This window comes from Microlunatus aurantiacus, from assembly GCF_039536605.1.
GTDB lineage: Bacteria > Actinomycetota > Actinomycetes > Propionibacteriales > Propionibacteriaceae > Microlunatus > Microlunatus aurantiacus.
Genome location: NZ_BAAAYX010000003.1, coordinates 448,153 through 466,517, shown reverse-complemented (window position 1 = coordinate 466,517; position 18,365 = coordinate 448,153). Strand labels below are relative to the sequence as shown.

Sequence of the window (18,365 nt, the reverse complement as noted above, 5' to 3'; positions counted from 1 at the left end):
ACCGCCTGGGTCGATGAGGCGGCCTGCCTGGAACAGGTCTGGTCCGGCGTCACCGGCAGCCGTGCGTGGGCACCTGCCGCTACGAGTACCGCACCACCGCCGCGATCATGCCCTGCCTGGGCGCGGCCGTGCCCTGCCTGGACGCGGCCGTGCTGATCGACGGCCGGAACGCCTACGGGGAGGTGCGACCGCACGACGACGAGTTCGTGCGCTCGGCGGTGCTGGCCTTGAGCGAGACCTGGCCGACCCGACCCGACGAGCAGCCGTCGACCCCGTGATCAGCCCCGCAGCCGGGTCATCTCCGGGTCGACCAGCGGCTCGGCGGTCACGGTGGCCTTGATCAGCTGACCGAAGTAGCCGATCTCCACCTTGTCGCCCTCGCCGAGGGTGCTCGGCAGGTAGGCGTACGCGATCGGGGTGCCGACCGTGAAGCCGAAGGCGGCGCTGGTGACGTGACCGACCGCCTGCCCGTCGACCAGCACCGGTTCCTTGCCCAGCACCATCGAGCGCCCGTCGTCCACGGTCAGGCAGCGCAGTCGCCGGGCAGAGGTCTCCGCCGACCGTCCGACCAGCGCCTCCCGGCCCACGAAGGACTCCTTGGCCATCCGCACGGCGAAGCCGAGCCCCGCCTCGTACGGGTCGTGCTCGGTGGTCATGTCCGCGCCCCACGAGCGGTAGCCCTTCTCCAGCCGGAGCGAGTTGAAGGCGGTCCGTCCGGCGGCGATCAAGCCGAGCGGCTGACCGGCGTCCCAGAGCACGTCCCACAGCCGCTGGCCGTTGTCGGCGCTGGTGTAGAGCTCCCAGCCCAGCTCGCCGACGTAGGAGAGCCGCATCGCGGTGACGGGGACGCCGCCGATGGTGGCCCGCTTGGCGCGGAAGTAGCGCAGGCCGTCGTTGCTGAAGTCGTCGGGGCTGATCGAGGTGACCAGGTCGCGGGCCCGCGGACCCCAGAGCCCGAGGCAGCAGGTGCCGCCGGTGACGTCGCGGACCTGCACCCAGCGCTCGGGGGTCGCGCGTCGCTGCCAGCGGGCCTCCCGCCGGAGGTGGACCAGGTCGACGGGTGAGTTGGCCCCGACCTGGAACGTCTCCTCGTCGAGGCGGGCCACCGTGATGTCGCTGCGGATGCCGCCGTGGGCGTCCAGCAACAGGGTGTAGGTGACCGCCCCTGGCTTCTTGGCGCAGTCGCCGGTGGTCAGCCGCTGCAGCAGGTCGACCGCCCCGGGTCCGGAGACCTCCAGGCGCCGGAGGGGCGTCATGTCGAACACGGCCACGGCGGTGCGCGTGCGCCAGGCCTCGGCGGCGGCGATGGGGGAGTAGAAGCGGCTGGACCAGGCGTCCCGGTCGACGGGGCGCCACGCGTCGGGTAGGTCGTCGAGAAGCGTGGCGTTGGCCTCGTACCAGTACGGCCGCTCCCACGCGCCGCCCTCGAGGAAGCGGGCACCGAGCTCGGTCTGCCGGGCGTGGAACGGGCTGACCCGCAGTCCCCGCGGGGACTCCTTCGGCTGCAGCGGGTGCAGGATGTCGTACACCTCGACGAAGTTCTGCTGGGCGGTCTCCTCGACGTACGAGCGGGCGAGCTGCACCTCCTCGAAGCGGGACACCTCGCACTCGGCCAGGTCGACCTGCGAACGCCCGGTCGTCAGCACCTCCGCCACGGCCCGGGCGATACCGGCGGAGTGGGTGACCCAGACCGCCTCGGCGATCCAGAAGCCGTCGACGTCGGGGGACTGTCCGACGAGCGATCCGCCGTCGGGGGTGAAGGAGAAGATCCCGTTGAAGCCGTCGGCGATCTCGCTGTCCCGCAGCGCGGGCAGCAGCTCCCGCGAGGCCTCCCACACCGGCGCGAAGTCCCCCGGGGTGAACGGCAGCCGTGACGGCATGTGCTGCTGGTCGACCTGCTCGGGCGTCACCCCCAGCGATGCCGCGACCACGGGCATCGGGCGGTGGGCGTAGGAGCCGATGCCGTAGCGGTCCCCGTGCTCGCGGTAGTAGAGGTCCTGGTCCTGGTGTCGCAGGATCGGCAGACTCGCGCCGTTCGGGTCGTCGTTGCGACCGACCAGCTCCGGCACGGTGGTCGTCGTGACGTACTGGTGGGCGAGGGGGAGCAACGGGACGGCCATGCCGACCATGGCCCCGACCTCGACGCCCCAGAAGCCGGCGCAGGAGATCACGATGTCGGCCGGCAGCACCCTGTCGGGGGTCACGACGCCGGTGACCCGACCGTCGGACTGCTCGATCCCGGTCACCGGGGTGGAACCGAGGTAGCGCACCCCCGCCGCCCTGGTCCGTTCGATCAGCAGCTGCGTGGCGCGGGCCGCCAGCGCCAGGCCGTCGCTGGGGATGTGCAGACCGCCGAGGACGGCACCGGGGGCGAGCAGCGGGTACAGCCGGCGGCACTCGTCCGGACCGATCAGCTGCGTCGGGACCCCCCAGGAGGTGGCCCAACCGTGCTTGCGCTTCAGGTCCTCCAGCCGGGCCGGGGTGGTGGCCACCTCGAGTCCGCCGACCTGCCGGAAGCAGCTCTGGCCGTCGGCCTCCAGGGACAGCAGCTTGTCCACCGTGTAGCGGGCGAACAGCGTCATCGCCTTGGACGGGTTGGTCTGGAAGACCAGTCCCGGGGCGTGCGAGGTCGATCCGCCGGGCAGGTCCAACGGTCCCTGCTCCACCACGGTGATGTCGCTCCAGCCGCGCTGGACCAGCTCGTCGGCCAGGTTGGTCCCGACGATCCCGGCGCCGATGATCACCACGCGCCTTGCGGTGTCGGCCGTCTCCGGTTCGGTACCGGCCCGGGCGGGGCCGGCGGGCTCGGCGGCGGCGGTGGCAGATGACATGGGGAGCACCTCGGGTGGTCGGGTGGCGGTTCAGCGGAAGACGACGGTGCTGCGACCGTGCAGCAGGACCCGGTGCTCACAGTGCCAGCGCACCGCCCGGGAGAGCGCCAGGCACTCGGCGTCCTGGCCCACCGTCGCGAGGGTGCGTGGGTGGTACGTGTGGTCGACCCGGATCACCTCCTGCTCGATGATCGGTCCCTCGTCCAGGTCCGGCGTCACGTAGTGCGCCGTCGCCCCGACCAGCTTCACCCCTCGCGTGTAGGCCTGGTGGTAGGGCCGGGCGCCCTTGAAGCCGGGCAGGAACGAGTGGTGGATGTTGATCGCGCGACCGGCGAGCGTCTGGCACAGGTCGTCGGACAGGATCTGCATGTAGCGGGCCAGCACGACCAGGTCGATGGCGTGCTCGTCCACCAGGGCCAGCAGTCGGGCCTCCACCTCGGTCTTGGTGTCGGGCCGGACGGGCAGGTGGAGGAACGGCAGGCCGGCGGCCTCGGCCATCGGACGCAGGTCGTCGTGGTTCGACACCACCAGCGCGATCTCGCCCCCCAAGGTGCCCGCGCGCCACCGGAAGATCAGGTCGTTCAGGCAGTGGCCGAGCTTCGACACCATCACCAGCAGCCGCGGCGGCCGGTCGTCGTGGAAGGAGAACGTCATCCCGAACCGCTCCGCCACCGGGGCGAACGCGGTCGTCAGCCACCCGACGTCGACCGCCCGGTCGGTGGCGAAGGCGGTGCGCAGAAAGAGCGCCCCGCGGTCGTTGTCGTCGAACTGGTGGTGCTCGACGATGTCCAGCCCGTGCGCGAGCAGGAAGCTGGTGACCGCCTGGACGATGCCCCGGTGCTCCGAGCACGTCAACGTCAGGACGCCGAGCGTCCGCGGGCCGTGGGCCGCAGAGGTGGTGATGGGCTCGAGGGCCGAGTCCACGGACAACGCTACTCCTGGTGGATGTGTCGTATCCAGTTGATATATCAGAGGTTAGCGCCGACGCGCGACCCACGTCAACGACCGGGCCGCCCGGGGTGGGCCGGACGATCGCGGGATCTGCCCGGCTCGCGGCCGCTGACACCGATCGCGTCCTCTGACACTGATGGCGGGCAGGATGCAACCTGTGGAGCTCCCCGGGCGTAGTGCCTGTGAGTCGAGTGGAAGGGGCCCCGTCCATGCGCGTACGGGCTGCGGTGAGCCGCCGTGCGTAGACCCATGGCCGCACCGGGGGGACTGGTGGCTGTGACGGTCACCGCGCACGGGCGGGGACTCGACGTGGACGCCTTCGACGCGCTGTACGCGGGCTCGTTCAAACGGCTGGTGGCCCAGATCTACGCGATGTGCGGGAACTTCGCCGAGGCCCAGGACTGCGTGCAGGAGGCGTTCGTCCGGGCCTGGGACCGGCGGCGATCGCTGGATCCCGACCAGAGCCCGGAAGCCTGGATCCGCACGGTGGCCTACCGGCTCGCGGTCAGTCGGTGGCGTCGGGCTCAGCGCGCCCTCGGGCTGGCCGACCGCTCGCAGCTGCCCGACGGCCTCGCCGAGCCCGACCCCTCCCGGCTCGAGCTGCTGCGGGCCCTGCGCCAGCTGCCGCCCGACCAACGGCGAGCCGTCGTCCTGCACCACCTGTGCGATGTGTCGGTGCGGGACATCGCCGTCGAGACCGGTGTGCCGGTCGGCACCGTGAAGGCCCGACTGTCCCGGGGCCGGACCGCGCTGGCGGCTCTGCTCACCATCTGCGAGGACGAGGAAACCGATGGCTGAGTGGGACGATCTGGAGACGCGGCTGAAAGACCTCGGGCGAGGTGCCGCCGAGCTGGTCGACGACCCGCTCGACCCGTCGGTCGTCCGCGGGCTCGGGTCCCGCCGTCGGCGGCGGCGCCGGGTCGCGCTGGCCGTCGCGGTGGTGATCATGGTGGTCACCGGCGGGGTGGCCGTCTACGGCGCCACCCTGCCGCCGACGCTGCTCCCGCCGACGCCGGCCGGATCCCCGACCGTGAGCACGAGCCCGGATCCCGGCGAGGGTGAGCCGGACGCTCGGGGTCGACGTCTCCCCGACGCCACCGGTCGGCCGGACCGCCGAGCCCCGGCGCCGCCGACCTACCCGACGTCCACGCCGTCGTCCCCGAGCGCGAGCGGGTCGCCGACCCCCACCTCGACGCCCACGCCGAGCGAGGAACCGAGCGCCACACCGACCGGTGACCCCGAGCCGGAGCCGACCGAGGAGCCGTCAGGGGCTGACCCCACGCAGACGGCCCCAGGCCAATCGGGCGGGGGCCAACCGGGCGGGGGCCAACCGGGCGGGGGGGAACCCAGCTCGGGGCCCACGAACGTGGAGGGCTCGACCGGCTGAGTCCGGCGAGGCCGCCCGGCCCCGTCAGCTCCCGGGATCGGCCCTGTCCGCTCCCGGGATCGGCCCTGTCAGGTCACGGGATCGGCGTCGTCCAACCGGAAGCCGACCTTCAGGCTGACCTGGAAGTGAGCCACCGCCCCCTCGGCGAGGTGACCACGGATGTCGGTGACCTCGAACCAGTCGAGACCGTGCAGGGTCTGGGCGGCGCGGGCGACACCGTTGCGGATGGCGGCGTCGACGCCCTCGGTGGAGGTGCCGACGATCTCGGTGATGCGGTAGACGTGATCAGCCATACGGCCAACCTACGACTGCCGGTGGCGACCCGCCAGAGCCACCGGACCAGGGCCGGGACCGGGCCGGGTTGCCGGTCCGACGGGCGGATGGGGATACTCGCTGAGCCACGGCGAACCTGCTGGGCAGGACCCGGAGGATCACTGCGATGGCCCACCCCACCCGCCGCCTGGTCGTCACCGCGGTGACCGCCGTGCTCCTGGTCGCCCTCGGCCTGGTGGCACCCCCGGACCGCTCGGGGCTGGTCGGGCCGGAGTCGGCCACGGCGGCGTCGCTCCCGCAGCCCGGCCAGCGGGGCACGTCGGTCCGAGCCCTGCAACAGCGGCTCGTCCAGGCCGGCTACCTGCGGGCCCAGTACCGGACCGGGTACTACGGCTCGCGGACCAAGAAGGCCGTCAAGGCCCTGCAGCGGGCGTCGAAGCTGAAGGCGACGGGTCGGATGACCAGAGCCACCGACCGGGCGCTGACCACGGCGGTCGCCGCGATGAAGGGTCCACGCACCTGGTACCACTCCGAGACCATCGGCCGTTCGCAGAGCGGGCGCGCCATCTCGGCCTACCGGGCCGGCGAACCCGGTCGCCCCGTCGTCGTGGTGATGGCCACGATGCACGGCGAGGAGGACTTCGGCCAGTACGTCGCCTACGGACTGCTCGAGGGCCGACCGGTCAGGGGCGTCGACCTGTGGGTGGTCCCGGTCGTCAACCCCGACGGGCTGGCCCACGACCGCCGGTGGGTCGACGGCCACGTGGACCTGAACCGGAACTTCCCGTACGCGTGGGTGAAGCGCGCCAACAGCGGTCCCCGCGCGGTGTCCGAACGGGAGACCCGGGTGATCATGGACTTCCTGCGGCGCACCCAGCCCCGCTACCTGGTCAGCTGGCACCAGCCGTTGAACGGGGTGGACACCGACAAGGTGAAGGACCTGGCGCTGTCGAAGCGGCTGGCCGCGAATCTCCAGCTCCCCTTGAAGGAGCTCGACTGCGGCGGCGTGTGCCACGGGACGATGACCGCCTGGTACAACCACACCTTCGCCGGCGCCGCGGTCACCGTGGAGTACGGCTCGGCGGCGCGCAGCACCCGGCGGATGAAGACCAGGGACGCCGACGCGGTCCTGGCGGCCGTGGGTGGCCGACGCGGTTGACGGGAGCGTCCTTGACAGTGGCTCCGGTGATCGACATCGTCGCGTCATGCGAGAGCAACACGCGTCTCCTACGCTGATGCTGCGTCCCTTCGACGACCTGACGGAAGCGACCCCATGACGACGTCCGCCGAACCTGGAGCCGCCCCCGCCGGTCCGTCCGTCCCGGACCCGGCTGCCGCCGGTCCGGGGGTGCGGTCGGGCGAACCCTCGTTGCTGATCGACGGTCGGTGGGTGCGCTCGGGGGACGGCGGCGTCCGGCAGTGCCTCAACCCGGCCGACGGCACGGTGGTGGCCACCGTCGACGAGGCGACACCCGGGGACGCCACCCTGGCGGTCGCCGCGGCCCGGCGAGCCTTCGACACCGGACCGTGGCCGACCACGCCGGTGGCCGAGCGGACGGCGCTGCTGCACCGGATCGCCGACCTGCTGGCCCGGGACTCCGAGCAGCTGGCCGCGATCGAGACCGCCGACACGGGCAAGACGCTGGGTGAGAGCCGGATCGACATCGACGACGTGATCGCGGTGTTCCGGTACTACGCGGGACTGCTGGCCTCCGCCGCCGACCGCCTGGTCGACGTCGGCGATCCCCAGGTGATCAGCCGCGTCCGTCGGGAGCCGATCGGCGTCTGCGTGCTGATCGCGCCCTGGAACTACCCGCTGCTGCAGATGTCGTGGAAGGTGGCGCCCGCCCTGGCCGCGGGCTGCACCATGATCATGAAGCCCAGCGAGGTGACGCCGCTGAGCACGATCGCCTTCGCCCGGCTGATCACCGAGGCCGGGGTGCCGGCCGGCGTGGTCAACCTGGTACAGGGCAGCGGTGCGACCCTCGGGGGCGCGTTGACCGACACCGACGAGGTCGACTTCATCTCGTTCACCGGGGGCCTGGCCACCGGGAAGACCATCTCCCGGGTCGCCGCCGAGCACGTCACCAAGGTGGCCGTCGAGCTGGGCGGCAAGAACCCGCACATCGTCTTCGCCGACGCGGACTGGGAGAGCTCGGTGGACCAGGTGCTGACCGGGGTGTTCCTGCACTCCGGACAGGTCTGCTCCGCCGGCACCCGGTTGATCGTGCACGACTCGATCGCCGACGACTTCGTCGCAGCGCTGGTGGAGCGGGCCCGCCGGATCCGGATCGGACCCGGCACGGACCCCTCGTCGGAGACCGGGCCGCTGGTGTCGGCGGCTCAGCGGGACAAGATCGAGACGTTCGTGGCGCTCGGGGTGTCCGAGGGTGCCGAGCTCGTCACCGGCGGCACCCGACCCGCCGACCCGGCGCTGGCCGACGGCTGCTTCTTCCTGCCCACCGTGTTCGACCACTGCGACCGGTCGATGCAGATCGTCCAGGAGGAGACGTTCGGACCGATCCTCACCGTCGAGCGGTTCGAGACCGCCGAGGAGGCGATCGCGTTGGGCAACGACACGGCGTACGGTCTCGCGGCCGGCGTCCGGACCGCTGATCTGGACCTGGCCGAACGGGTGGCCCGGGCGCTGCGGCACGGCACCGTCTGGATCAACGACTTCGGCTACTACACCGCGGCAGCGGAGTGGGGCGGGTTCAAGAAGTCGGGCAACGGCCGTGAGCTCGGACCCACGGGTCTGGCCGAGTACCAGGAGACCAAGCACATCTGGCTGCACACGGCGCCCGCACCCAAGGGCTGGTTCACCGGCGAGAGCTGAGCCTGGGACCGGCAGGCCGCGATCAACCCCCGACACGACAGGAAGTGGTCAGCATGTCCTCAGCCGACACGTCGTCACCCGCCAACCCGGGAGGCGACGACCACGACCTCGCAGCCTTCGGCTACAAACCGTCACTCGACCGGAGCATCGGCAAGTTCGCCAGCTTCGCCGCCGGCGTCAGCTACATCTCCATCCTCACGGGCACGTTCCAGCTCTTCTACTTCGGCTTCGGCACGGCCGGGCCGGCCTATCTGTGGAGCTGGCCGCTGGTCTTCGTGGGCCAGCTGATGGTGGCGCTGTGCTTCATGGAGCTCGCGGCCAAGTACCCGGTGGCGGGCTCGGTCTACAACTGGGCCAAGACGCTGGGCAGCAGGGTGGTGGGGTGGTCCGCCGGCTGGCTGATGCTGACGGCCTCGATCGTGACGCTCTCCGCCGTCGTGCTGGCCCTGCAGATCAACCTGCCCCGGATCTGGCCCGGCTTCCAGGTGATCGGCGACGGCAGCGGCTCGTCCTTCGCCGCCAACGCGGTGCTGCTCGGCACGGTCATGATCATCCTGACCACGGTGATCAACGCGCTCGGGGTGCGGCTGATGGCGGCGATCAACAGCGCGGGTGTCTTCATCGAGCTGATCGCCGCCGTGCTGATCGCCGTGCTCCTCGCGGTGCACATCAACCGCGGTCCTCAGGTGTTCTTCTCCACCAACGGCTACGGCACCGGGGAGAGCGGTGGCTACCTCGGGCTGTTCCTGATCGCCGCGCTCGCCTCCGGCTACGTGATGTACGGGTTCGACACCGCCAGCTCCCTGGGTGAGGAGACCGTCGAGCCCCGGCGGACGGCGCCCAAGGCGATCCTCCGCGCCCTGCTCGCCTCCTTCGTGATCGGTGGCGCCATCCTGCTGTTCGCCATCCTGGCTGCACCCGACCTGCAGGACCCGTTGCTGGGCAGCCCGCAAGGAAGCCTGCAGTACATCGTCGAGTCCGTCATGTGGGGTCCCCTGGGCACGGTCTTCCTGGTCTGCATCGTGGTCGCCGTCATCGTCTGCTCGCTCGCGGTGCACACCGCGGCCATCCGGTTGACCTTCGCGATGGCCCGGGACAACGCGCTGCCGTTCGGGGAACGGCTCGCCCGGGTGCACCCGAGGACCAGGACCCCGGTCGTCCCGGCCGTGGTGATCGGCGTCCTGGCGATCCTGATCCTGGTGATCAACGTCGGCCAGCCGCAGATCTTCACGGTGCTGACGTCGATCGCCATCATCATGATCTACCTGGCCTACCTGATGGTCACGGCTCCGATGCTGGCCCAGCGACTGAAGGGGCAGTGGCCACCGAAGGACCTGGAGTCCGGGGGGTACTTCACCCTGGGCCGCTGGGGGCTGCCGGTGAACATCCTGGCCGTCGCCTGGGGCATCGCCATGGCCGTCAACCTGGCCTGGCCGCGCGAGGCGGTCTACGGCTCACCCTGGTACAACACCTGGGGGGCGTTCCTCTACATCGGTGTGATCCTGGGCTCGGGGCTGCTCTGGTTCGCGATCAGGGGCCGACACAGCATCGGCACGCTCGCCTCGCACGCGGTCCAGGAGAAGGAGGACGCGGCGTGAGCGCCGAGGAGTTCGACTACGTGATCGTCGGCGGGGGGACCGCCGGCTGCATCGTCGCCGCCCGGTTGAGCGAGGATCCCGCGGTCCGGGTCTGCCTGCTGGAGGCCGGTCCGTCCGACGTCGGCGACGACGCGATCCTGATCTTGAACAGGTGGATGCACCTGCTGGACTCCGGCTACGACTGGGACTACCCGGTCGAGCCTCAGGAGAAGGGCAACAGCTTCCTGCGGCACGCCCGCGCCAAGGTCCTCGGGGGCTGCTCCTCGCACAACTCCTGCATCGCCTTCTGGCCACCGGCGGAGGGTCTCGACGAGTGGGCCGCCGCCGGCGCCACCGGCTGGGACGCGGCCAGCACCTGGCCGTACGTCGCCAGGCTGGAGGACAACGACGCCGAGGGCGACCACCACGGGCACGACGGACCCGTACGACTCCGCGACGTGCCGCCCGTCGACCCGTGCGGGGTGGCGCTGCTCGCCTCGGCAGCCGCGGTCGGCATCCCCACGGTGGCCTTCAACCGCGGCGAGACCGTACGCCAGGGAGCGGGCTGGTTCCAGATCAACGCGGACGAGGACGGTCGGCGGATGTCCAGCTCGCACGCCTACCTGCATCCCGTCCTGGGCCGGCAGAATCTGGAGGTCCGCACCGGCTGCCGGGTCAGCGAGATCGTCATCGACGACCAGCTGGTGGCCACCGGTGTGCGGTACCAGCGTCCGGATCTGACCGGCTACGACGTCGTGACGGCCCGTCGCGAGGTGGTCGTCACGGCGGGGGCCATCGACACCCCGAAGCTGTTGATGCTGTCGGGGGTCGGTCCGGCGGACCACCTGGCGGAGATCGGCATCCCGGTCCGGGTCGACTCTCCCGGGGTCGGGGCCAACCTCGACGACCACGTCGAGGGTCTGGTGTTCTGGGAGGCGTCCGCGCCGATGGTCACCGAGTCGACCCAGTGGTGGGAGATCGGGATCTTCGCCACCACGGAACCGGGGCTGGACCAGCCGGACCTGATGATGCACTACGGCAGCGTGCCGTTCGACATGAACACCCTGCGACACGGCTTCCCCACGACCGACAACGGTTTCTGCCTGACGCCGAACGTCACCCAGGGGCGGTCCCGGGGCACCGTGCGGCTGCGGTCCCGGGACTTCAGGGACCGGCCGAAGGTCGATCCCCGCTACTTCACCGACCCCGACGGCCACGACGAGCGGGTGATGCTGGCCGGGGTGAGGCTGGCCCGGGAGATCGCGGCGCGGCCGCCGCTGGCGCAGTGGATCGCCCGGGAGCTCGCACCCGGGCCGGACATCACCAGCGACGAGGACCTGCTGGACTACATCCACCGCACCCACAACACCGTCTACCACCCCGCCGGCACCGCGCGGATGGGGGCGGCGGACGACGACCTCGCCCCGCTGGATCCCGAGCTGAGGGTGAAGGGGATCCGGGGCCTGCGGGTGGTGGACGCCTCGGCGATGCCCAAGCTGCCCGCCGTCAACCCCAACATCACGGTGATGATGATGGCCGAGAAGGCCGCGGACCTGATCAAGACCGCGGCGGGGTCGGCAGGCTCGGGGTCCGCAGGAGTGGCGGGGTCGGCAGCGGACACAGGGTCCGCAGCGGGCACGGGGTCCGCAGCGGCCACGGGATCCGCAGGGGTCACGGGGGAGCCGGCCGGGTCCCGGTGATCGACCTCCCCGAGATCATGGCCTTCCTGACCCGCACGGCCCCCTTCGACGGTCTCTCCCCGGCCGAGCTGGGTCGTCTCGCCACCGAGGCCACGGTGCTCGAGCTCGACGCCGGGGAGGTCGTGGTCGACGGCACGGCCCCGCCGACCGGCGAGCTCTGGGTGGTCTACCGCGGGCAGGTGCAGCTGTGGGCGGCGGGCGAGGAGAACGACGGCGAGCCGATCGAGACGGTCCACCCCGGGGAGATCTTCGGCTTCCGTTCCCTGCTGACCGGTGAGAGCGCCCAGTTCACGGCGCGGTCGGTCGGTCACTGCGTCCTGGTCCGACTCCCGGGTCGGGTCGCCCGGCCGGTGTTCGCCCGACCCGCGGGGGCCTCCTACCTCGCCGGGCAGGTCGTGCCGGGTGTCCGCCAGCCACGGTCGCCCTTCGAAGCCGTGCTGGGCCGACGGCCGGTGGGGGAGCTCCTGCACGCCGCCCCCGTGCTGGTGACCGGCGAGACCACGGTGCGTGACGCCGTCCGGCGGATGACCGAGATGCGCAGCTCTTACGTCCTGATCCCGCTGGGCGACGGGGACCACGGCATCTTCACCGACCGCGACCTGCGTACGCGGGTGGTGGCGGAGGACCGCAGCGTCGCCGAACCGATCCGGACCGTGATGACCGCACCGGCCCGCGTCGTCTCCGACGACCGGGTCGTCACCACGGTGCTGATCGAGATGATCGAGCACGGTCTGCGGCACATGCCGGTGGTCGACGTGCGGGGCCGGGTGCTGGGCGTGCTGGAGGACAGCGACCTGCTGGCGGCGTCCACCCGGCGGGGTTTCGTGGTGCGGCGGTCCATCGCCTCGGCCGCCACGCCCGCTGACCTCGTCCGCGCCTCCGCCGGGGTGACCGAGCTGGTCGTCGACCTGGTGCGGGCCGGAACCGACGCCCTGGCCACCAGCGGGATCCTGTCCGTGGTGATCGACAGCATGGCCAGACGGGCGGTGGAGCTGGCGATCGGGGAGACCGAGGACCTGCCCACGGCGGGGTTCGCCTGGATCACGCTCGGCAGCGTCGCCCGTCGGGAGGCGATGCCGTCGTCGGATCTCGACACGGCGATGTCCTGGGCCGACGACGGCGAGCCGGACGCCGCCCGCTATCTGCGGATCGCGCGCCGGGTGCACGAGATCCTGGACGCCTGTGCTCTGCCGGCGGACCGCAACGGCGCCCTGGCCAGCACGCGCCGCTTCGCCCGGTCCGGCTCGGCCTGGAGGAGCGCGGCCCGGACGTGGATGGCGGAGCCCCTGGCCGACCAGGGCCTGGTGATGTCGTCGCTGCTGGTCGACGGTCGGGTGATCTGGGGCGAGCCCGGACTGCACACGGTCCCGGTGGCCTACCGGCGGATGCGTCTCGACCATCCGGAGGCGCTGCGGCTCCAGCTGCTCGACGCGCTGTCGACCCGCGTCGGACCGCGTCCGTTCCGCTCCGTGCTGTCCCGGCGATCCGGCACCTTCGACCTCAAGGCGCACGCGTTGACCCCGGTGGTGAACCTGGCGCGGTGGGGCGGACTGAGTGTCGGCATGGCGTCGGCGACGACCCCGGCCCGGCTGGCGGGCGCCGCCCGCAACGACCTGCTCACCCAGCAGGATGCGACAGTGCTGGAGGAGGTGTTCGCCCTGCTGCAACGGATCCGGATGAGACACCAGGTCGACCAGATCGTCGCCGGTCGCCCGCCGGGCGACGTGGTCCGGCTCGGCGAGCTGACCCCGCTCAACCGCAGCCTCCTCGCCGAGAGCGCCCGCGAGGTCGCGGCGGTGCAGAAGCGGATCACCGGCCGGCTGACCAGCGTCACGCGCGGGTAGCGCCCGGCACCAGGGCTCTGAGGCACCTGGGGTCCTGGCGCCCGGGAGCAGGGCCGGCCGGCTCAGACGGTGTTCTGGGGGCTGCGCTCCGGGGGCAGCAGCCCGATCCCCTCGAGCTGCCTCGCGAGTCCGGCGCCGTCGTGGGCGGAGAGCCAGGGGACCTGGCTCCCCTCGGGCTTGGGCGACTCCCGCAACGAGCTGCCGGCCAGGACGGCCTCGCCCGGGGTGAGCTGGCGGATGCAGACGGCGACCACCTGGTCGGGGTGGGCGTCGGCGAACTCGCGGTAGAGCATCTCGTCGTGCTGACCGTCGTCCCCGAACAGCAACCACTTGACCTGGGGGAACTCGTCGGCCCAGCGGTGCAGGTTGGCCCGCTTGTGGTCCTTGCCGCTGCGGAACCAGCGGTCCTTGGTCGGTCCCCAGTCGGTGAGCAGCAGGGCGCCGGGCGGATACAGGTTGCTGGACAGGAACCGGGTCAGGGTCGGGGCCACGTTCCAGGCGCCGGTGGACAGGTAGAACACCGGCGGTGCGTCGTGCGCGTCGGAGAGCCGCTCGTAGAGCACCGGCATCCCCGGGGTGGCCGCGCGGGCGTGCTCGTTGACCACGAAGGTGTGCCAGGCGGCCAGCAGCGGCCGGGGGAGCGCGGTGACCATCACCGTGTCGTCGATGTCGGAGATGATGCCGAAGCGCTCCTCGTCGCCGAGCACGAAGATGTCGGCGGTGACCGGCGGCGAGCCGCCGGCGCTCATCGTGATCGTGTGCCGGCCGGGTGCCATCTCCTGCTCGACGACCACGTCGACCACGCCGCCGTGATCGGCGCGCACCGTGTGGTGGACGCCGTTGAGCTCGACATCGACCTCGGCGTCCGCGACCGGCACGCGGGTGAACGAGCGCCAGCCCCGGACGCCGGTCGGATCACCGCGGAAGACCACGCCTCGTCGGGAGTAGAGCACCCGCGCCAGCACCCGCACCCAGCGGGGCGACCCGTAACCGGTGTAGGCGATGACCGCCGGCCGGTAGCCGTGGCGTTTCACCCAGTCGGCCCGCCACCGCAGGATGGCTTGATCGACCCGGGCCGGACGGTGCATGTCGTCGCGCGCGCTCACCGACAGCAGTCTGTCAGTCCCACCCCGATGGCGGGGAGGCGGTCACTCGCCGCCGTTGCGACGCAGGACCTCGCTCAGTCGCTCGGCGGCGGCGATCACGGCCGGGGCGTGCAGCCGACCGGGCTGGCGGGACAGGCGCTCGATCGGACCGGACACGCTGACGGCGGCGATCACCTTGCCCGAGGGCGAGCGCACCGGGGCCGACACCGACGCCACCCCGGGCTCCCGCTCGCCCACGGAGTGCGCCCACCCGCGACGGCGTACGGCGGCCAGCGCGACAGCGGAGTAGCGGCTGCCCCGCAGACCGCGTTGCAGTCGCTCCGGCTCCTCCCAGGCCAGCAGCACCTGGGCCGCGGAACCGGCGTTCATGGTCAGCTGGGTCCCGACCGGGACGGTGTCGCGGAGACCGGACATCCGTTCCGCCGTGGCGACGCAGACCCGCACGTCCCCCTGCCGACGGAACATCTGAGCCGATTCGCCGGTGATGTCGCGGAGCCGGGCCAGCACCGGTCCCGCCGTGGCCAGCAGCCGGTCCTCACCGGCGGCCGAGGCGAGCTCGCCGAGCCGGGGTCCGAGGATGAAGCGCCCCTGCAGGTCGCGGCTGACCAGTCGGTGGTGCTCAAGGGCGACGGCGAGGCGGTGGGCGGTGGGACGGGCCAGCCCGGTGGCCGACACCAACCCGGCCAACGTGGTGGGCCCGGTCTCCAGTGCGCTGAGCACGAGAGCGGCTTTGTCCAGGACGCCGACGCCGCTAGAGTTGTCCATGCCTTGATACTGCCGTCTCGGATGCTGGAACGCAAGTCAGCAGACGGGCGCCGGCAGAACCATGGCCTCGACCCCCGGCCGCCCTCGCGAGATGATCCTGGGCACCGACACAACAGACCGACCGAGGAGATGACGCCCGTATGGCGAAGACGCTGAGCGAGAAGATCTGGGACGCACACGTCGTGCGCTCGGCGGCCGGTGAGCCCGACCTCCTCTACATCGACCTGCACCTGGTGCACGAGGTGACCAGCCCGCAGGCCTTCGACGGTCTGCGACAGGCCGGCCGTCCGGTCCGTCGACCCGACCTCACCATGGCCACCGAGGACCACAACACCCCGACGCTGAACATCGACCAGCCGATCGCGGATCCGGTGTCGCGGACGCAGGTGGACACGCTGCGCAACAACGCCGCGGAGTTCGGTGTCCGCATCCACAGCCTGGGTGACCTGGACCAGGGCATCGTGCACATCATCGGTCCGCAGCTGGGACTCACCCAGCCGGGCATGACCGTGGTGTGCGGCGACTCGCACACCTCCACGCACGGGGCGTTCGGCTCGATCGCGTTCGGCATCGGCACCTCCGAGGTCGAGCACGTCCTCGCCACCCAGACCCTGCCGCAGGCCAAGCCGAAGACCATGGCGGTCAACGTCGCGGGCGAGCTGCCGGCCGGCGTGACGTCGAAGGACATCGTGCTGGCGCTGATCGCCAAGGTCGGCACCGGCGGCGGCCAGGGCTACATCGTGGAGTACCGCGGCTCGGCCATCCGGGCGCTCTCCATGGAGGGCCGGATGACGATCTGCAACATGAGCATCGAGTGGGGCGCCAAGGCCGGGCTGATGGCGCCGGACGAGACGACGTTCGCGTACGTGCAGGGCCGTCCGCACGCTCCGGAGGGGGAGGACTGGGACGCCGCCGTCGCCTACTGGCGCACGCTGACGACCGATGAGGGTGCCGAGTTCGACGTCGAGGTCGACCTCGACGCGACCCAGCTGACGCCGTTCGTGACCTGGGGCACCAACCCCGGCCAGGGGGTGCCGCTCGGTGCCCGGGTGCCCGATCCCGAGGAGTTCCCCGACGAGGCCGACCGCACCGCCGCCACCAAGGCCCTGCAGTACATGGACCTGGAGGCCGGCACGCCGATGCGTTCGATCGCCGTGGACACGATCTTCCTGGGCTCCTGCACCAACGGCCGGATCGAGGACCTGCGGGCCGCGGCGGACGTGATCAAGGGCCACAAGATCGCCGACAGCGTGCGGATGCTGGTCGTCCCGGGCTCCGCCCGGGTCCGGCTGCAGGCCGAGGACGAGGGGCTGGACGTCGTGTTCAAGGAGGCCGGCGCCGAGTGGCGGGCGGCCGGATGCTCCATGTGCCTGGGCATGAACCCCGACCAGCTCGCTCCCGGCGAGCGCTCGGCCTCCACCTCCAACCGCAACTTCGAGGGTCGGCAGGGCAAGGGGGGTCGCACCCACCTGGTCTCCCCGCTGGTCGCGGCCGCCACGGCCGTCCGCGGCACCCTGAGCTCGCCGTCCGACCTCTGACCCCCGACCTCCCAGGAGCCCATCACCATGGAGAAGTTCAGCTCGCACACCGGCACCGGCCTGCCGCTGCGACGCAGCAACGTCGACACCGACCAGATCATCCCGGCGGTCTACCTCAAGCGGGTCACCAAGACCGGCTTCGAGGACGGGCTGTTCGCCGCCTGGCGCAACGACCCCGACTTCGTGCTCAACCAGCCGCAGTACGCCGGCGCCACGATCTTGGTCCCGGGACCGGACTTCGGTACCGGTTCGTCACGCGAGCACGCCGTCTGGGCCTTGCAGAACTACGGATTCCGGGTCGTCATCGGGTCCCGGTTCGGTGACATCTTCCGGGGCAACTCGGGCAAGGCCGGTCTGCTGGTCGCGGTCCTGGACCAGAAGATCATCGAAGAGCTGTGGGACTTCATCGAGGTCAACCCGGACCGGCCGCTGACCGTCGACCTGCAGGAGCAGACGATCACCGCCGACGGCTTCCGGGCCGACTTCGAGATCGACCCCTACACCCGCTGGAGGTTGCTGGAGGGGCTGGACGACATCGGTCTGACCCTCCGGCACGTCGACGCGATCGACACCTACGAGGGCGGCCGTCCCTCGTTCAAGCCGAAAACCCTGCCGGTGAAGGTCGCCAGCAGCTCCTGAATCTGCCTTCGGCGATCACCGAGACGGCCACTTTCGTTGTTTTCAGGCGAAACTCGCCGTTTCGGTGATTGTCTGCGCGCCCGGAACTCTCTAGCGTGGGTCCGTGCAGACGTGGTTGCGGCTGCTGACAACCTCCCCATGGAAGGGAAGCCGTGAACAAGGCTGAGTTCATCGAGGTGCTCTCGACTCATTTCGACGGCAACAAGGCAGAGGCCGCCCGGGCTCTGAACGCCGTCACCCAGACGATCACCTACCAGACGGCCGGCGGTGAGAAGGTGACGATCACCGGCTTCGGTGTCTTCGAGAAGGTGCACCGCTCCGCCCGGATGGTGCGCAACCCGCGGACCGGGGAGCGGAAGCGGGCCAAGGCGACGGCGATCCCGCGGTTCCGCGCCGGCACCGACCTGAAGGCGTACGTGGCGGGCACGAAGAAGGTGCCCAAGGCCGCCAAGAAGACCGCCAGCAAGAGCACCGCTGCGCCGGCGACCAAGGCCGCTGCCCCGGCCACCAAGACCACGGCGGCCGCGGCGATCAAGAAGACCGCCACGAAGGCGCCGGCGACCAAGGCGGCCACCACCAGGTCCGCCGCGGTCAAGGCGACCCCGGCCAAGGCGTCCGCCACCAAGAAGGCGGCGGTCACCAAGGCGCCGGCCACCAAGGCGCCGGCCGCGAAGACGACGGCGGCCAAGAAGACCCCCGCCACCAAGACCACGAGCGCCGCCAAGACGACCAGCGCCGCCAAGACCGCCAGCCCGGCGAAGAAGGCGACGCCGGCCAAGAAGACCTCTGCGGCCAAGACGACCAGCGCCGCCAAGAAGGCGCCGGCCAAGAAGACGACCGCCAAGCGCTGAGTGCCCTCGACCGTTCGACGGTCAGGCCCAGCAGCGGAGATCATCCGCCACCCGGACGGCATGCAGA

General features: G+C 71.4%; 16 protein-coding genes. 11 read left to right on the top strand and 5 right to left on the bottom strand.

What is annotated here, in order from left to right:
* The first annotated feature begins 65 nt into the window (after window positions 1-65).
* Window positions 66-278, top strand: a complete 213-nt coding sequence (locus ABD714_RS07720) for a hypothetical protein (protein WP_344811722.1) — start codon at window positions 66-68, stop codon at window positions 276-278.
* Here ABD714_RS07720 and ABD714_RS07715 read toward each other — a convergent pair whose 3' ends face one another.
* Together ABD714_RS07715 and purU are read right to left on the bottom strand one after the other, a co-directional pair.
* Window positions 279-2,831 carry a GcvT family protein gene (locus tag ABD714_RS07715; RefSeq protein ID WP_344811721.1) on the bottom strand — a complete coding sequence of 851 codons (2,553 nt, stop codon included), beginning with the start codon at window positions 2,829-2,831 and terminating at the stop codon, window positions 279-281.
* A gap of 30 nt (window positions 2,832-2,861) precedes the next feature.
* On the bottom strand, window positions 2,862-3,755 hold the full coding sequence (gene purU, locus ABD714_RS07710; protein ID WP_425562354.1) for a formyltetrahydrofolate deformylase: 894 nt from the start codon (window positions 3,753-3,755) through the stop codon (window positions 2,862-2,864).
* Between the two features lie 276 nt (window positions 3,756-4,031).
* Between purU and ABD714_RS07705 the strand changes: the two genes are divergently transcribed.
* Both ABD714_RS07705 and ABD714_RS07700 read left to right on the top strand, forming a co-directional pair.
* Window positions 4,032-4,580: an RNA polymerase sigma factor gene (locus ABD714_RS07705; RefSeq protein WP_344811720.1), complete on the top strand. Its 549-nt coding sequence runs from the start codon at window positions 4,032-4,034 to the stop codon at window positions 4,578-4,580.
* Complete coding sequence (locus tag ABD714_RS07700) at window positions 4,573-5,169, top strand: hypothetical protein (protein WP_344811719.1); 597 nt, start codon at window positions 4,573-4,575, stop codon at window positions 5,167-5,169. The genes ABD714_RS07705 and ABD714_RS07700 overlap by 8 nt, the downstream gene beginning before the upstream one ends.
* A gap of 68 nt (window positions 5,170-5,237) precedes the next feature.
* On the opposite strand, the gene ABD714_RS07695 is transcribed toward ABD714_RS07700, so the two are convergent.
* Complete coding sequence (locus ABD714_RS07695) at window positions 5,238-5,462, bottom strand: dodecin (RefSeq protein ID WP_344811718.1); 225 nt, start codon at window positions 5,460-5,462, stop codon at window positions 5,238-5,240.
* A 146-nt stretch (window positions 5,463-5,608) separates the two neighbouring features.
* Between ABD714_RS07695 and ABD714_RS07690 the strand changes: the two genes are divergently transcribed.
* From ABD714_RS07690 to ABD714_RS07670, 5 genes are all read left to right on the top strand, one after another.
* Window positions 5,609-6,601, top strand: a complete 993-nt coding sequence (locus tag ABD714_RS07690; RefSeq protein WP_344811717.1) for a DUF2817 domain-containing protein — start codon at window positions 5,609-5,611, stop codon at window positions 6,599-6,601.
* A 114-nt stretch (window positions 6,602-6,715) separates the two neighbouring features.
* Window positions 6,716-8,278 (top strand): aldehyde dehydrogenase family protein, encoded by a 1,563-nt coding sequence (locus ABD714_RS07685; RefSeq protein WP_344811716.1) that lies wholly within the window; start codon window positions 6,716-6,718, stop codon window positions 8,276-8,278.
* 53 nt (window positions 8,279-8,331) lie between these two features.
* Complete coding sequence (locus ABD714_RS07680) at window positions 8,332-9,876, top strand: APC family permease (RefSeq protein ID WP_344811715.1); 1,545 nt, start codon at window positions 8,332-8,334, stop codon at window positions 9,874-9,876.
* Window positions 9,873-11,555, top strand: coding sequence for a GMC family oxidoreductase (locus ABD714_RS07675; RefSeq protein ID WP_344811714.1), 1,683 nt, complete (start codon window positions 9,873-9,875; stop codon window positions 11,553-11,555). The genes ABD714_RS07680 and ABD714_RS07675 overlap by 4 nt, the downstream gene beginning before the upstream one ends.
* On the top strand, window positions 11,552-13,399 hold the full coding sequence (locus ABD714_RS07670) for a putative nucleotidyltransferase substrate binding domain-containing protein (protein ID WP_344811713.1): 1,848 nt from the start codon (window positions 11,552-11,554) through the stop codon (window positions 13,397-13,399). The genes ABD714_RS07675 and ABD714_RS07670 overlap by 4 nt, the downstream gene beginning before the upstream one ends.
* A gap of 62 nt (window positions 13,400-13,461) precedes the next feature.
* Here ABD714_RS07670 and ABD714_RS07665 read toward each other — a convergent pair whose 3' ends face one another.
* Both ABD714_RS07665 and ABD714_RS07660 read right to left on the bottom strand, forming a co-directional pair.
* Entirely contained in the window at window positions 13,462-14,505 is a 1,044-nt protein-coding gene (locus ABD714_RS07665) for an App1 family protein phosphatidate phosphatase (protein ID WP_344811712.1), read from the bottom strand.
* A gap of 42 nt (window positions 14,506-14,547) precedes the next feature.
* A complete protein-coding gene (locus tag ABD714_RS07660; RefSeq protein ID WP_344811711.1) occupies window positions 14,548-15,270 on the bottom strand; it encodes an IclR family transcriptional regulator in 723 nt (240 codons plus the stop codon).
* Between the two features lie 140 nt (window positions 15,271-15,410).
* Between ABD714_RS07660 and leuC the strand changes: the two genes are divergently transcribed.
* The 3 genes from leuC to ABD714_RS07645 all read left to right on the top strand — a co-directional run bounded on the left by leuC (window position 15,411) and on the right by ABD714_RS07645 (window position 18,298).
* On the top strand, window positions 15,411-16,808 hold the full coding sequence (gene leuC / locus ABD714_RS07655) for a 3-isopropylmalate dehydratase large subunit (RefSeq protein ID WP_344811710.1): 1,398 nt from the start codon (window positions 15,411-15,413) through the stop codon (window positions 16,806-16,808).
* A gap of 27 nt (window positions 16,809-16,835) precedes the next feature.
* Entirely contained in the window at window positions 16,836-17,447 is a 612-nt protein-coding gene (gene leuD / locus ABD714_RS07650; protein WP_344811709.1) for a 3-isopropylmalate dehydratase small subunit, read from the top strand.
* A 152-nt stretch (window positions 17,448-17,599) separates the two neighbouring features.
* Window positions 17,600-18,298 carry an HU family DNA-binding protein gene (locus ABD714_RS07645; RefSeq protein ID WP_344811708.1) on the top strand — a complete coding sequence of 233 codons (699 nt, stop codon included), beginning with the start codon at window positions 17,600-17,602 and terminating at the stop codon, window positions 18,296-18,298.
* Window positions 18,299-18,365: the final 67 nt, after the last annotated feature.